This window comes from Chitinophaga pinensis DSM 2588 (assembly GCF_000024005.1).
GTDB lineage: Bacteria > Bacteroidota > Bacteroidia > Chitinophagales > Chitinophagaceae > Chitinophaga > Chitinophaga pinensis.
On the sequence record NC_013132.1, the window covers coordinates 375,259 to 392,123 of the forward strand.

8 protein-coding genes are annotated in these 16,865 nt (G+C 47.3%); 6 read left to right on the forward strand and 2 right to left on the reverse strand.

Annotated elements, in window-relative coordinates:
• Positions 1-3 precede the first annotated feature (3 nt).
• Positions 4-6,117 carry a HAMP domain-containing protein gene (locus CPIN_RS01605; protein WP_012788000.1) on the reverse strand — a complete coding sequence of 2,038 codons (6,114 nt, stop codon included), beginning with the start codon at positions 6,115-6,117 and terminating at the stop codon, positions 4-6.
• 158 nt (positions 6,118-6,275) lie between these two features.
• Between CPIN_RS01605 and CPIN_RS01610 the strand changes: the two genes are divergently transcribed.
• The 6 genes from CPIN_RS01610 (at position 6,276) to CPIN_RS37835 (ending at position 15,778) form a co-directional block, all read left to right on the forward strand.
• Complete coding sequence (locus CPIN_RS01610) at positions 6,276-6,689, forward strand: response regulator (protein WP_012788001.1); 414 nt, start codon at positions 6,276-6,278, stop codon at positions 6,687-6,689.
• 18 nt (positions 6,690-6,707) lie between these two features.
• Complete coding sequence (locus CPIN_RS01615; RefSeq protein ID WP_012788002.1) at positions 6,708-10,772, forward strand: DEAD/DEAH box helicase; 4,065 nt, start codon at positions 6,708-6,710, stop codon at positions 10,770-10,772.
• A gap of 521 nt (positions 10,773-11,293) precedes the next feature.
• Positions 11,294-11,791 carry an RNA polymerase sigma factor gene (locus CPIN_RS01620; protein WP_012788003.1) on the forward strand — a complete coding sequence of 166 codons (498 nt, stop codon included), beginning with the start codon at positions 11,294-11,296 and terminating at the stop codon, positions 11,789-11,791.
• Positions 11,792-11,796: 5 nt separating this feature from the next.
• Positions 11,797-12,453 (forward strand): hypothetical protein, encoded by a 657-nt coding sequence (locus tag CPIN_RS01625; protein WP_044217623.1) that lies wholly within the window; start codon positions 11,797-11,799, stop codon positions 12,451-12,453.
• A gap of 3 nt (positions 12,454-12,456) precedes the next feature.
• Positions 12,457-12,936: a YdeI/OmpD-associated family protein gene (locus tag CPIN_RS01630; RefSeq protein WP_012788005.1), complete on the forward strand. Its 480-nt coding sequence runs from the start codon at positions 12,457-12,459 to the stop codon at positions 12,934-12,936.
• A 52-nt stretch (positions 12,937-12,988) separates the two neighbouring features.
• Positions 12,989-15,778 carry a PAS domain S-box protein gene (locus CPIN_RS37835; protein ID WP_012788006.1) on the forward strand — a complete coding sequence of 930 codons (2,790 nt, stop codon included), beginning with the start codon at positions 12,989-12,991 and terminating at the stop codon, positions 15,776-15,778.
• A gap of 2 nt (positions 15,779-15,780) precedes the next feature.
• Here the strand turns inward: CPIN_RS37835 and CPIN_RS01640 are convergent, their stop codons facing one another.
• Positions 15,781-16,782: an MBL fold metallo-hydrolase gene (locus CPIN_RS01640; RefSeq protein ID WP_012788007.1), complete on the reverse strand. Its 1,002-nt coding sequence runs from the start codon at positions 16,780-16,782 to the stop codon at positions 15,781-15,783.
• Positions 16,783-16,865: the final 83 nt, after the last annotated feature.

Genomic DNA, 16,865 nt, shown 5'->3' on the forward strand with positions numbered 1-16,865 from the left:
TTACTATCTATACAACCATACCCGCATCAACGATAATAACTGATCTATTTTTAACGGTTTTGTAATATAATCAGAAGCTCCGGCTTCAAGACACTTCTCCCTGTCACCCTTCATCGCTTTAGCCGTAACTGCAATAATAGGCAATGCACTGTTCTTATGCTCCCTTCTGATCTTCTGCATCGTCTCATAACCATCCATCTCAGGCATCATAATATCCATCAGTACAATATCAATATCACTATTCTCACTCAGGATATTCATGGCTTCCTTACCACTTTCCGCTGTAATGGTATTGATATGGAAACGCTCGAAAGCGGTGGTCAGTGCAAACAGGTTACGTACGTCATCATCGACTACCAGCACATTTTTATGGATCAATACATCTTTCTGTGAACGCAGATCTTCGATCAGCTTCTTCTTCTCCGGCGCCAGGAACTGATGATTGATATGCAGCTGCATGATCGTCTCTTCCAGCAACAGATCCAATGAGTTAACGCCTTTCAGCAGTATTTTATTGGCATACTGCTTTAGTTTCGACCGCTCATTGTTGGTAAAGTCCTTCGCCGAGTATACGATCACCGGTGTAGCGTTATGCCTGTTGACCGTATTCATGTTCGCTACAAACTCAGCACCATCGATATCCGGCAACATATAGTCTGCAATGATACAATCATATGCTGTACTATTCACCTTATCAATAGCCGCTTTACCATTTTCAACAAAATCCATCTCAATCAGCTCTCCATTATCCAGGATACGCGCGATCTGTGATGCATCAGGTTCATTGTCTTCCACCACAAGCACTTTCTTCGTCTTGCGACTATCATGCTCCATGATACTGGTGAACAATATATTCAGCGCTTCTGCTTTCAGTGGCTTCAGATTGAAACTTCTTGCACCACGATGCATCGCCAGCAAACGGTTCTCTTCTCCGGATATCAGGTGGATGGGGATATGTCTTAAATTAATATCGTTTTTGAACAGATCAAGTACTCTCCAGCCACTCGCATCCGGCAACTTTACATCCAGTGTAACGGCAATCGGATTATACTTGTTGGTCAGATCGAACACATCTCCGAAACTGGTCGCTACCACTACTTTCAGTCCCATCTCATGCGCCTTCTCCAGCATGATCTTAGCAAAACGTACGTCATCTTCGACGATCAGTACGACCTTGTCTGATTCAATAATATGGGTTCTGTCGTCGCCTATTTCGTTGATGATCTCATTCAGGCCTTCCAGCGTCTCAGGAAGTTTCGTCTGTGTAATAGCCATAGGTTGTACCAGGGCAGGCTCATAGCTTTCAGGCAACTGGTATTGTCCTACGGTCAGACTACTCTGTTTTTCGCGTTTGATAGCAGCCGGATTGTACTGCAATGGCAGGAACAAAGTGAAGATACTACCTCTTCCAACCTCGCTTTCCAATTCGATAGAACCACCCAGGAGGTCTGCCAGACCACGGCTGATAGACAGTCCCAGACCAGTACCGCCATACTTACGGCTGGTGGAACCTTCTGCCTGCTGGAAGGCTTCGAAAATGATATTCTGCTTGTCTTTGGAAATACCAATGCCTGTATCCCTGATTTCAAATGCAACCACTCTGTCCGCACTGTCGAGACTACCATTCATCAGTCGCCAGTTACGTTTCGCTTCATAGATCCGGAGTTTTACTTCTCCTTTTTCTGTGAATTTGAACGCATTTGACAACAGGTTTTTCAGAATCTGGTTGAGACGCTGTACGTCCGTTTCCAGCGACTGTGGCAGCTGTTCATCCATTTCAATACGGAAGCGCAGACTCTTACTTTCAGAGATATGTTTGAAGGTCGTTTCCACAAAAGATACCACCTCGTTGAAACGTACCTTGATAAAGTCTGTAGAAATATAACCAGATTCGATCTTCGACAGGTCGAGGATGTCGTTGATCAGTTGGATAAGGTCATCACCACAGCTATGGATGGTTTTCGCATAACGTACCTGTTTCTCATTCAGGTTACCATCATGGTTTTCATAGAGCTGTTGCGCCAATATCAGTAATGAGTTCAGCGGTGTACGCAACTCGTGCGACATGTTCGCCAGGAACTCTGATTTATACTTAGATGTCAGCTGTAACTGTTCTGCTTTTTCTTCCAGTGATCTTCTTGCTTCTTCCACCTCCTTGTTCTTCTCTTCCACCTCATCCTTCTGTTTCACCAGCAGGTGCGCTTTATCCTGGAGTTCTTCGTTCGTTCTTCTCAGCTCATCCGCCAATGACTGGGACTGCTCCAGCAGGTCCTCTGTTCTGGAGTTCGCCTCGATCGTGTTCAGTACGATACCGATACTTTCTGTCAACTGACTCAGGAAGTCTAAGTGCGTTTGGCTAAAGGTATCGAAGGATGCCAGTTCTATCACCGCTTTGATCTCCTGCTCAAACAATACCGGCAATACGATCAGGTTAACCGGTGTGGCTTCACCCAGTCCGGAGCTGATCTTAATATAATTTGACGGTACGTTGGTCAGCAGGATACGTTCTTTTTCTACGGCACACTGACCTACAAGTCCCTGTCCGAGTGCAAACTCGCGGGATACGCTCACCTCGTTGCCATATGCATATGCTGCAAATAATTTGAGTTTTGGATTCAGCAGGTTCTCTTCCTGTTCCAGAATATAGAACATCCCTTTCTGTGCATTTACCACCTGGGCCAGCTCTGAGAGGATACGGCGGGTTACCGTATTCAGGTCTTTCTGCCCTTGCAGCATCTGCGTGAATTTCGCCAGGTTGGATTTTAGCCAGTCCTGTTCCTGGTTACGCAGGGTCGTCTGTTTCAGGTTGGCGATCATCTGGTTGATGGTATCTTTCAGCTCTTCTACCTCACCCTTCGCTTCCACACGGATCATCTGAGTCAGGTCACCTTTCGTTACCGCCGATGCCACCGCCGAAATCGCACGTACCTGTGTGGTAAGGTTTTCCGCTAGCTGGTTTACGTTTTCCGTCAGGTTTTTCCAGATACCGGATGCACCTGGCACACTCGCCTGACCACCCAATCTACCTTCAACTCCCACCTCACGGGCCACCGTTGTTACCTGGTCGGCAAACAATGCCAGTGTATCGATCATTTCGTTGATCGTCTCAGTCAGCTGTGCTACCTCACCGCGCGATACGATGGAGAGTTTCTGTTTCAGATTACCCGTCGCCACCGCCGTTACCACTTTCGCGATTCCACGCACCTGGTTCGTCAGGTTGGAGGCCATCATGTTCACAGAGTCTGTCAGGTCTTTCCAGGTACCACCCACACCCTGTACTTCCGCCTGACCACCCAGCTTACCTTCCGTACCTACCTCACGGGCCACACGGGTCACCTCAAAAGCGAAGGAGTTCAGCTGGTCCACCATCGTATTGATGGTGTTTTTCAGATCAAGGATTTCTCCTTTTACGTCGATCGTTACTTTTTTGGAAAGGTCACCCGATGCCACCGCTTTCGTTACCTCGGCGATGTTACGTACCTGTGATGTCAGGTTACCCGTCATCTGGTTTACGGAGTCCGTCAGATCCTTCCAGGTACCAGCGACACCCGGTACGAATGCCTGACCACCCAGTTTACCATCCGTACCCACCTCACGGGCCACACGCGTTACCTCAGAAGCGAATGCACGCAGCTGATCCACCATCGTATTCAGCGTTTCTTTCAGCTGCAGGATCTCGCCACGTACGTCCACCGTAATCTTACGGGACATGTCACCGTTCGCCACCGCAATCGCCACATCCGCAATGTTTCGCACCTGTGCCGTCAGGTTACCCGCCATCTGGTTCACCGAATCCGTCAGGTCTTTCCAGGTACCACCGACGCCCGGTACGAACGCCTGACCACCCAGTTTACCATCCGTACCTACCTCACGGGCCACACGCGTTACCTCAGAAGCGAATGCGCGCAGCTGTTCCACCATCGTATTGATGGTATTTTTCAGTTCAAGGATCTCTCCCTTAACGTCTACTTCAATTTTACGCGACAGGTCACCGTTTGCCACCGCCGTTGTTACCTCTGCGATGTTACGTACCTGCGACGTCAGGTTGGACGCCATGATATTCACGGAGTCCGTCAGGTCTTTCCAGAGACCTTCCACACCCGGTACATCGGCCTGTCCGCCCAGTTTACCCTCAGAACCTACCTCACGCGCCACACGGAACACCTCCGAACCGAAGGAGTTCAGCTGGTCCACCATTGTATTGATGGTATTTTTTAACTCAAGGATCTCTCCCTTTACGTCCACCGTGATCTTACGCGACAGGTCACCTTTCGCCACCGCCGTTGTTACTTCCGCGATATTACGCACCTGCGCGGTCAGGTTGGATCCCATCTGGTTCACCGACTCGGTCAGATCCTTCCAGGTACCACCCACACCCTGCACTTTCGCCTGGCCACCCAGCTTACCTTCCGTACCCACCTCAAGGGCCACACGGGTCACCTCAGAGGCGAAGGAGTTCAGCTGATCCACCATCGTATTGATCGTCTTTTTCAGTTCAAGGATCTCACCCTCTACGTTTACCGTAATCTTCTTTGACAGGTCACCATTCGCCACCGCGGTCGTTACTTCCGCAATGTTTCGCACCTGTGCCGTCAGGTTGGATCCCATCTGGTTTACCGAATCGGTCAGATCCTTCCAGGTACCACCCACACCCTGCACTTTCGCCTGACCACCCAGCTTACCTTCCGTACCCACCTCAAGAGCCACACGGGTCACCTCGGAAGCAAAGGAGTTCAGCTGGTCCACCATTGTATTAATGGTATTTTTCAACTCCAGGATTTCTCCCTTTACATCCACCGTGATCTTACGCGACAGGTCACCTTTTGCCACCGCCGTCGTTACGTCTGCGATGTTACGTACCTGCGCCGTCAGGTTACCCGCCATCTGGTTTACGGAATCTGTCAGGTCTTTCCACACACCACCGACACCTTTTACCGTTGCCTGACCACCCAGTTTACCCTCAGAACCTACCTCACGCGCCACACGCGTTACCTCTACAGAGAAGGAGTTCAGCTGGTCCACCATTGTATTCATGGTGTTTTTCAGCTCCAGGATCTCCCCGCGTACGTCCACGGTAATTTTACGGGACAGGTCACCTCTCGCCACCGCCGTTGTTACCTCTGCGATGTTTCGCACCTGACCTGTCAGGTTGGACGCCATCTGATTCACAGAATCCGTCAGATCCTTCCAGGTACCTGCCACACCTTTTACCTCTGCCTGGCCACCCAGCTTACCATCCGTACCTACCTCACGGGCCACACGCGTCACCTCGGAGGAGAAGGAGTTCAGCTGATCCACCATCGTATTGATTGTATCTTTCAGCTCAAGGATCTCTCCTTGTACATCCACTGTAATTTTCTTGGACAGGTCACCTTTTGCCACCGCCGTCGTTACATCCGCGATGTTACGCACCTGCGCCGTCAGGTTACCCGCCATCTGGTTTACGGAGTCCGTCAGGTCTTTCCATACACCAGCCACATCTTTTACTTTCGCTTGTCCGCCCAACTTACCTTCGGATCCCACCTCACGCGCCACACGCGTCACCTCACGTGAGAAGAGGTTCAGCTGTTTCACCATCCCGTTCACCTCCGTCGCAATACGGGCAAATTCCCCCTGCAACACGTGATCTTCGATCTGCAAAGGCATTTCCTGCGAAAGATTCCCCTTCGCCACAGAACTGATTACGTGTGCTATTTCGATGGTAGGATGAACAAGATCAGAGATCAGTGTATTGATAGAAGCAACCGCATTATCCCAGGAGCCCTTTGCAGTACGGGGCATGACCACACGGTGATTCAGACGTCCCATCTTTCCGATGGTATTCCTCGCCAGCGTCAGTTCCTCCACCAGGGTTTCGTTCAGGGAAATAATCTCATTAAGCGTGTCACAGATTTTGCCACTTAACCCGATATTATCCGCCGACATCCTTGTGGAGAAATTGCCACTTCTAACGTCCAGCAGGACCTGCAACAATTGCCGCAAATCCAGTTCATCTGCTACGGGTGCGTATACTTGCTTGGTTTCTTTGCTGCGCTTTGTTGTGGAAGTCTGTGGAGTCTTTTCCACATCTTTCTTGGACAGGGCAGTACTATCGGGATTTTTTCTCCGCGTGTTCATAGTGAAGGTGTTAGCGAAACACTTATATGTATAAGTTAAAAATTTCTTTAAGTTGTGTTTATCAATCTCTACGGCTCTTTTTGCTATCGCATATAGATGTTATGTATTATATGGCTTGAAGTGATTACATTTGTTCTTATTAAAAAACAACTTTACAGATGCAACTTTCAGGCCATTCGAAGAGGCTGATCCTGTTGGCGGAAGATGATATTGATGACCAGGAGCTGTTGGAAAATGCAATAGAGGAGATAGATCCCACCTGGCAACTGGTGTGCATCCCTAATGGTAGAAAATTCGTGAAATATCTGGATACCATGGGTGAAAGCAATATGCCTGCACTCATGATACTTGATTATAATATTCCTGAACTAACCGGCGTAGAAGTGGTAAAAGAACTGAATGATCAGGGACGCTTCATGGATATTCCGAAAATTATCTGGAGCACCTCAACATCTCCCGTTTTCAAAGCGAAAAGCATTGAACTGGGCGTTAAGGACTATATCACAAAACCTAATGACCTCGCTTCTTTCCTGACCACTGCGAGGTACATGCTTTCTTTTGTCAAAGAATGATCGGAACTTGCACCAGCCATGGTGAATCATTCCTTTTACACTGAACAGTATCAATCACTCGACGCCGATGCCCGCATCGTCGCAGACGTGCTGTCCGTATACCTATATCCCCTGGAACGATATACGTTTCTCGATGCGGTGAATCGCGTCAGGGAAATACCACAGGACAGGATACTTGATATCCTTGAACTACTAAAGGAAAAAGGACTGGGAACCTACAACCTGGCGGGCAATTATTCCCTGATACCAGAATTGGGTTTCCTCCTGTTTCCGGAAAATATCAGAAAGCCGGAATACCTGCGCCTGCTGGATCATGCAAAACCATACTCATTTTACAGCACCAGCGCCCGCTTGCAGGAACTGCAACAATTGCTGACCGCCTTCTTTACCGGCGATCGCTCCCTGTTACTGCAACCTGTCAGAAAGATCAGTTTTGAACTCGCAGAATACTTTCCCTATCTCTGCTATTTGCTGTACTATCCCGAATACGTAGGATTATTACGATTGTTCGATACCGGCAGCATTACCAGTATCTATCACGCAGCCGTCCGGCAACACCTGCTGGCCATGAGTACGCCTGATGCTTTGCAACAGCTCAAAGTACAGGTCGCCATATTGATCAGAACAGAACCGGGTGCATTAGCACATGCAGAAGTCATCTTACAGGCCGGAGAAACAGGAGAGGAGATCACCGGTACGGACGCTATTTATGCACAGGCTGCCGTACATCTCTACGAAGGGCAATCCGACAAAGCCCTCACTGCATTTGAACAGGGTATCAAACAACAACGGCAACAGGATAAAAAACATACCATTCCGGTATCGCCACTCTTCGCCTTCCTGTACGCCTACACCCTGACGATACTACCAGAAGAAAAAACATATACTACTATTAACAAAGTAGTAGCTGCATACGATAAAAAACTCTTCCAGGATATTACACCCGCCATTGCGCTGTTACACTTTCATAGCGGACGCAAAGAAAAAGCGGATCACATCCTGCAGATCCTGCTGGAAACAACTTCTAAACAGCCGGAAAAATACCTGCTCAGTTACCTGGCCTTGATATGTCTGCAGGCATATTACCCGAAAAGTAAACTGCTCAAACAATATAGCCCTTTCCTGAAAGTCGTTTTATATCACGGTATACAACGCAAATACCGTCTGCTCACATACGAACTCTTATACCTGTTCCGTGAGCAGGCATATCTGAATAATGAAAAGACTTTCCGCGAACTGGCCGCCTTCATTGGTAAAGAGCCGATCTTTTCGCGGATGCAGCCGGTCGCGGACTGGGAACGCCTGCTCAACGTACTCATCCTACCTGAAGCCGGCAAAACACAAAAAGAAAAGGCGCCAGCCGCTACAAGACTGGCTTACCTGATTGACATCCGTAAATCAGAAATCCAGCCTGTCATACAAACACAAGGAGATACCGGATGGAGTAGAGGCCGGCTAGTAGAACTGAAAAAACTGAAGGATGGTCTGATAGAAGCGATGACGGATCACGATACCCGTATTGCCGGCGCGATCATCAAAGAAAACTATCATACCTATGGTACCGAAGCCTATGCCTTTGGCGAAAGAGTATGGCATGAAATAACAGGTCATCCTTATCTGTTCATGCTGGATGCACCGGAAACCCCTGTGGAGATTATCAAGGGACAACCGGAACTGGTGGTTAATAAAACAGGTAACGGCTACGAATTCAGCACCAATATCAACGATTATATCAGCGATACCGTACTGATAAAAGAATCAGATACACGCCTGAAAGTGATCAGGCTTACACAACAACAACGTACCGTATTACAGACGCTCCGGCAAATTGAAACAGTGCCTGCCACAGGAAAAGATAAACTGATGCAGGCGCTGCGCAATATAGGCGCTCATATGACGGTGCATTCCAACCTGGATGACACCGCAGCATTAAATATTAAGCAACGGGCAGGCGACGCCCGTATACGCGTACAGCTGCAACCCACCGGCGATGCATTGAGAGCCTCCTTCTTTGTAAAACCGTTTGTCAATGATCCACCTTATTGCAAACCAGGAGAAGGCGCCAAACACCTGATCGGCGTTACCAATGGAGAACGTTGTCAGGCTACCCGCGATCTCGATGCAGAAAAGAGCAATCTGGAAAAACTCGTTACCCTTATCCAGGAATCTGTCAAACAGGAAATAGAAGATGACGTCATCATCTTCGAAGATCCTCTGGAATGCCTGCAACTGCTGGAAGTCATACAACGTCACCCTGAACTGGCCACTGCGGAATGGCCGGAAGGACAGAAATTACGGGTACGTATGGTCGAACCACAGGCGCAACTCCGCCTGACCATCCGCAGGGTAGATGGTAAATGGTTTGCTGCTAACGGCGATCTCAAAGTGGACGAAGACACGGTCTTATCCCTGAAAGATCTGCTGGACGCTGTGAAAGCCAGCAATAGCCGCTTTGTGACAGTAGGAAAAGGGGAATTCCTTTCGCTGACCGGTAAACTCTACCGTCAGCTGAATGAACTCGCCAGTGTAGCAATAGCAGAACACGAAGAACTCCGTATACGTCCACTTGCTGCACACATGCTGGACGAACTACTGGAAGGCGCCAGCCAGGTGGAAACAGATGAACACTGGAAAGCACTGCGCGCCGGACAGGCAGCGGCAGCAACCGTACAGGCAGAAATCCCTGCTACCTTACAAACACAATTACGTCCTTACCAGGAAGAAGGCTTCCGATGGATGGCCAGACTGGCCGCATGGGGCGCAGGCGCCTGTCTCGCTGATGACATGGGTCTGGGCAAAACGATCCAGGCAATCGCCATGTTGTTATATAGGGCACATGAAGGTCCGGCGCTGGTGGTATGTCCGGCATCCGTATTGCCGAACTGGGTAAACGAACTGTATAAGTTCGCACCTTCTTTACAAGTCAGACAGATCGCCGGCAGTAAACGACATGCCATACTGAAAGCAGCCGGTCCATTTGATGTAGTACTGATCACCTACGGTATCCTGCAATCCGAAGATGAACTGCTATCCGTGATTCCATGGAACACCGTCGTACTGGATGAAGCGCATACCATTAAAAACTACCAGACCAAAACCTCCAAAGCTGCCATGGCTTTACAGGCTGGCTTCAGACTGATACTGACTGGTACCCCGGTACAGAACCACCTGACTGAGATCTGGAACCTTTTCAACTTTATCAATCCCGGACTACTGGGTAGCCTGCCATATTTTAATAAACAGTTTACTACGCCGGTTATATATAACGCAGAAAGTACTGTTACTAAACACCTGCGTAAGATCGTCGCGCCATTCATGCTACGTCGTACCAAAACCGCCGTATTGGATGAACTGCCGGAGAAAACAGAGATTGTGAAAATGATCTCCCTGTCGCCGGAAGAAGCGGCTTTCTATGAAGCACTTCGCCTGAAAGCAGTGGAAAATATCAAACGTTATAGTAAAGACAAGACCAGCAAGCATAATTTAAATACACTGACAGAGATCGGGAAACTGCGCATGGCAGCCTGTAATACACAGATGATAGATCCGGAGATCCGGATACCTTCTTCCAAACTCGCTGTATTCATTGAAATCGTAAAAGAGCTGATCGACAATAATCACCGCGCACTGGTGTTTAGTCAGTACGTAAAACACCTCGACCTGGTCAGGTTAGCCCTCGATGAACTGAATGTTTCCTATTGCTACCTGGATGGCAGCACTCCTATCCCCGTCAGGGAAAGAGTCGTAAAAGAATTCCAGGCAGGCGCCGGTTCACTATTCCTGATCAGTCTTAAAGCTGGCGGAACTGGTCTGAACCTGACTGCCGCTGACTATGTCATTCACTTGGATCCCTGGTGGAATCCTGCTATTGAAGAACAGGCATCAGATAGAGCATATCGTATCGGTCAGACAAGACCAGTAACAATATACAGGCTGGTAACAAGACACACCATTGAAGAAAAGATCATCGCACTCCATAATAGTAAAAGAGACCTGGCCGACAGACTTCTGGAAGGAAGCGACATCAGTGGTAAGTTATCCACGGATGAATTATTATCCCTGATTGCAAAAGCAGATAAATAATAGAAAGTGATTGTTCATAAAGGCAACAATGGAAACACTGTTAGTATATAGCTCAATGACAGCAGAAGAATAAACGGATAGTATTCCTATTGATATTGAATGATCTGACCTTTAAATTTTGACAAATAATCGCGCAGAAATCCTTCATTTTTTATCGCGCAACGCATTTTTCTTCATTTTAATATTAATTATTTCAAAAAGAGAAGAAATAATTTCCTGATATCAAAATTTGATTATCTTTAGCGTGTACTTATCCTATGAATCACCTTTTTACATCGGCTCGAATCCCGCTATGGCGTGGCATTTGAGCCGATGCAATGAAAATCATCCGTAATAATTTTTTACTATCCTATGAAACACCTGCCTTCGATAAAAGGCACCTGAAAATCGTCTAAAATCTCCCCCTTGTATCCCCAATTTTTGTTACTTTCAGGATTACTGATATCCTGATGTGATTTTTCATTCCCTCCTGCGAATAATAAGGTAAATATTTATTCAAATGACCTTAATGATTACATCATATGGCCCCTCCAAAAGAAGATAAGCTCTTTCTGTCGGTCATCGAACAGCATAAGGGAATTATCTATAAAATAGCCAATTCCTACTGCCACCATACAGAAGACAGAAAAGATCTCATACAGGAGATCATCTTCCAGCTATGGCGATCATTTGACCGGTATAATGATCAGTATAAGTATTCTACCTGGCTATACAGAATAGCCCTGAACGTGGCGATCTCCTTCTATCGTAAAGACAGTAAGCGCAACAGCGCACACGAACTCACCGCCGATATTATCGTCCTTACAGAAGAAACAGCAGATATGGAACAGCTGCAATTATTGCAACGCTTCATTCATGAACTGCCGGAACTGGACAGAGCTATCATGTTGTTGTACCTGGAAGAGAAAAGCTATAAGGAAATAGCCGATATACTGGGATTAACAGAAACCAACATCGCAACAAAGATCAACCGCATCAAAAGCAAACTGAAAAACAAATTTTCCACCATTCATACCTGATAACAATGGAAGACATCTTATTAAAACAAATGTGGGCCGCTTACGATAAAAAGCTGGAAAAGTCACTGACACTGAATCAACGCCTGATCACCGAAATACAGACCCAGAAAGCAAGAACTGCACTCCGGCCATTAAAAGCAATCAAGATCGTAGCCGTAATCCTGGGTATCATCTGGTCGCTGTTCCTGTCTGCACTGGTCGTTCTGGCCATCATGTACATGACGCCTTATAGTCTCTTCTTCATTATATCTGCAATGGCCGTTATCATCATTACCGTCACAGCCATCGTTGTATATATCCGACAGGTAGCGCTGATACAACAGATCGACAATGACAACAATGTACTGGACACACAGAAAAAACTGGTTCGCCTGCAACTTTCAACTATCAGTATCGTACGCATACTTATGTTGTCAGCCCCCTTTTATACCACCTTCTACTTCAATAAAGGCATGTTTGAAAATGGTACCATCGGACTATGGGTATTCCAGCTGACCATCACTTTTCTGTTTTCAGCGCTCGTCATCTGGTTCTACCAAAACGCGAAGATCGAAAATGCAGATAAACGCTGGTTTAAGATTATCTTTGGTAGCAGTGAATGGATCGCTCTTACAAAGGCCCAACACTTCCTCCACGAGATTGAAGCCTACGAAAAAGAATAACACATGTCCAGGAAAGTAACTTTTGATGCCGTGATACGACAACATGGTGGTATGAATGCCGGCTATGTCGTGTTTCCTTATAACGTACAGGAATTGTTTGGCGTAAAAGGCCAGGTAAAGGTGAAAGCACTGATTGATGGTAAAGTGACCTATCGGGGCAGCCTGACAAAGATGAACATGCCGGAGCACTGGCTGGGCATTACCCAGACAATCCGGCAACAACTAGGTAAAGAACTCGGCGATACCATCCACGTCGAACTGGAACAGGACCTGGAAGTCAGGGAAGTACCACTCACAGCCGAAGTAGTCGCTTTATTTGCCAAACACCCTAAAGCGGAAGCCTTTTATACTAAACTGTCTTACACCGACAGGAAGGAATATATGGTGTGGATCACCTCTGCTAAAAGAGAGGAGACCAAACAAAACCGTCTTAAAAGCATGATCGAAAAGCTGGAAGCAGGAAAGAAGGTGACCGAGAAATAATAATTCGGTTCCTTTGATTTAACTTGTACCTTCAATGGACTGCCAGTGAAACATGAGTGAACTTATAACACCCAAACCGTCTATCCCCCGGGACCAGGAACTTCAGATACGTTTTGCATTACATGCTGCCGGGATCGGTACATGGGATGTAGATATGGTCAACCGGCAGATCGTACTGGATGAACGTTGCAGGGCTTTATTCAGACTGGCAGACGACGAAACGCCTACTTACGAGACCGTCATACGGCATATTCACTACGCAGATCAGGACTCCGTACGGCAGACGGTCAGACAGGCATTACAGCCGCAATCTGATCATCAGTTCAGCGTCCGGTTCAGAAGCATTGCAAGTGACAACAACAATACTTTATGGCTGAATGTAAAAGGACAGGCTTACTTTGATAACGAAGGAAAAGCCATCCGCCTCTCCGGCATCAGCCAGGATATTACCGCAGAAATAGCCGCCCATGAGAAGGCAGAAGCAGCAGAAAGACTGGCCAGTCTCGCTGTAGAAGGTTCTGACGCCGGTATCTTTACCGTCGATCTGAGCACCGATGATATTGACTTCTCTGCCAATCTTCAATACATTATGACGGGCATACGGGAACCTGTCGTTAAGAAACGGAACATACTGATCAGCCATATTCACCCGGATGATGTGCCAATAAGAGAACGTGCATATGCAATGGCCGCCCAAACCGGTACCCTGCACTATGAAGCACGTTTCGTATGGGAAGACGGTACTATTCACTGGGGTAAAGTACGTGGCAAGTATTACTATGATATAAACGGTACCCCCGTATCACTGTCCGGTATCTGCCTGGATATCACCCTGCAGAAAGAACAGGACCGCCTGCTCAAAGAAGTTGAACAACGCTTTGCACTCTCCTTTAACAATGCCACCATCGGCATGGCCTTCATCGATAGCCAGGCAAAGTTCAATATGATCAACAAAGCCTTTGCAGGTCTATTGGGTTGCACCGCAGAAGAACTGACCGGCAAAGAATACATCGAGATCGTACATACCGAACATCAGCAGGAAAATGTACAGCTCTTCGCAGAACTGATGCAGGGTAAACGTGATGTATTCAATCAGATCAAACGTTATAGGCTAAGGGATGGCGCCGAACGATGGGTACAGGTTAATACAGCCCGTATCACCAGTCAGAACGATCAGAAAGAAAACATACTGGTGATCGCTTTTGATATCAGCAACGAAGTAGCCGCCCGCCAGGAACAGCAAAAGCTGCTGACACTGGTAGAAAACAGCAGCGACTTTATTGCCGTAGCTAATCTCGATGGTACCATTACCTATGTGAATGATGCCGGTATGAAATTACTGGGCATGGGCCGAAAGAGCTCCACCATCACGCGTAATATAAGGGATATCTTTACCCTCGAACACCTGGTACATCTCGAAAAACATATCCTTCCTGCTGTCTTTATAGAAGGTAAATGGACAGGAAGACAATACTATACACAACAGGAAACCGGCGAACAGATTCCTTTTCATACCAATGCTTTCCGGCTCGACAGTCCTATGAGCGGAGAACCCATTGCTGTTGCCTGCGTAGCCAGAGACCTGAGAGCAGAACAGGAAGTGCAACAGGCACTCCTGGAAAGTGAATACCGGTTCCGCTCTCTCGTAGAAGAAGCGCCTGTAGCCACCGCACTCTTTGTAGGTCCTGAACTGGTCATAGAAGTCGCTAATGAACCGATGATCAATGTATGGGGCAAAGGAAGATCCGTTCTCGGCAAAAAACTGTCTGATGCAGTACCTGAACTGAAAGAACAGCCTTTCCTGAAAATACTGGATGAGGTATATAGAACCGGTATCGCCTATCATGAAAAAGAAGCCAGGGCAATCCTTGTCATCAATGGCAAACCGCAAACATTCTATTTCAACTATACTTACAAACCATTGCTGAATGCAATGGGAGAAGTCTTCGCGATTGTAGACATGGCCATCGATGTAACCGAACAGGTACTGGCCCGTAACAAACTACTGGAACATCAGGGTAACCTGGAACTGGAAGTGGCTGAAAGGACAGAAGAACTTGCCGCCTCCAATGAGGAACTGGCAGCCATGAACGAAGAATTACAGGATGCCAACGCCAATCTCGTCAGATCTAATCAGGAGCTGGAACAATACGCATACGTGGCCAGTCATGACCTGCAGGAGCCTTTGCGCAAGATCCGCATTTATGCCGACCTGCTGAACCGTTATGAAGACCTCGTTCCGGATCATAAGAAGCTGGTGGAAAAGATCAATCAGTCGTCAGAAAGAATGTCGATGCTGATCAAAGACCTGTTGGAGTTTTCCAGACTGCTGGAGAAAGGAAATATGACGCGGCCAATAGACCTCACCTTCATCCTACAAAGCGTCATCAGCGATTTCGAACTGATCATAGAAGAGAAAAATGCAGAGATCCTGATCGGACCACTCCCTACTATACAGGGTATTCCGCTACAGATCAACCAGCTGTTCTATAACCTTATGAGTAATGCCTTGAAGTTTACACAGCCAGGCATCCGCCCCGTAATAGAAATCGGCGCAAAAATCATAACATCCGATATGGCAGGCAGCTACCTCGGCAAATCCGAGCGATACAGACAATACTTTGATATCACCTTCAGGGATAATGGCATCGGCTTCGAACAGAAATATGCCGAACAGATCTTCGAAGTATTCAAACGCCTGCATAACCGCGCCATGTTTCCCGGTTCCGGTATCGGATTGTCTTTATGCAGACGCATTGTGGCCAATCACGCAGGCCACCTGTTTGTAGAGTCTGCGCCTGGGAAGGGGACCCTCTTTCATATTATCATTCCCGGATTATAATATCAGAAGTTCCACCATGACGTAATCACCGGCTGTTTTCCTACAGTAACCGGCTGACCGATCATTGGCGTAGCAATAGGCATATGTTGTGCAACAGCAGCCTTGGTGACTCTTTCAATAGGCTCATTCCAGGGATGTAATGCCAGCTTGAATTTAGCCCAATGTACAGGTAACAGCATTTTTGCCTTCAGGTCGAATGCTGCCTGTACCGTCTCTTCCGGCATCATATGAATATGTTTCCAGGCTTCATTATACTGACCGCATTCCAATATAGCAATATCTACTGGCCCCTGCTTTTCACCGATCTCCTTAAAATGGGCACCATAACCGGAATCTCCACCGATGAAAATAGTATAACCATATATTCTCAGCACAAATGACGACCACAACGAACCACCTCTTTTAAGCCCCCTGCCGGAAAAATGCCGCGCAGGTGTAGCGGTAAGAGAGATCTCCGGACTTAACTGCTCCGTTTCCCACCAATCCATTTCTGTGATATCCTGGTCATTCACACTACAACCTGCGATATCCTTTCCCACGCCCAATGACGTATAGTACGCCTTTGTCTGCGGACGCAGCTTCTTGATCGTCTTCTTGTCCAGGTGATCGTAGTGGTTATGTGTAATGATCATGTAGTCAATAGCAGGCATATCTTCTGTCTGATAAACATTAGCACCAGGAAAAGCTTTCACCATCGTACGTAGTGGAGACGCATGTCCGCTTAATACAGGATCTACCAGTATATTGATGCCCTTGCAATGAATCAGATAAGAGGAATGCCCGAACCAGACGATCACCGGTTTATCTGAACGTAACGCTTTCAGATCCGTTCTGACAGAGGGTATCTCGCTGGCGGGAACAGCTGTTGCCGGCGGACGAAAATACTCTACCAGCATTTTGCTCATAGAGGTACCCTCCGTCATCATAGGGGTGTACTCAAGATTCAGGAATTTGCCTTCCTTATAATTCCGGGACTCAGTCAGTATCCGCCATTGCTTTTTCATACAATAAATTTAATCAGGATGTTGGTTCAGACAGCCATTACCGTCTGCGCAAAGGTCAGGAAAAAGCAGCTATCACATATAAG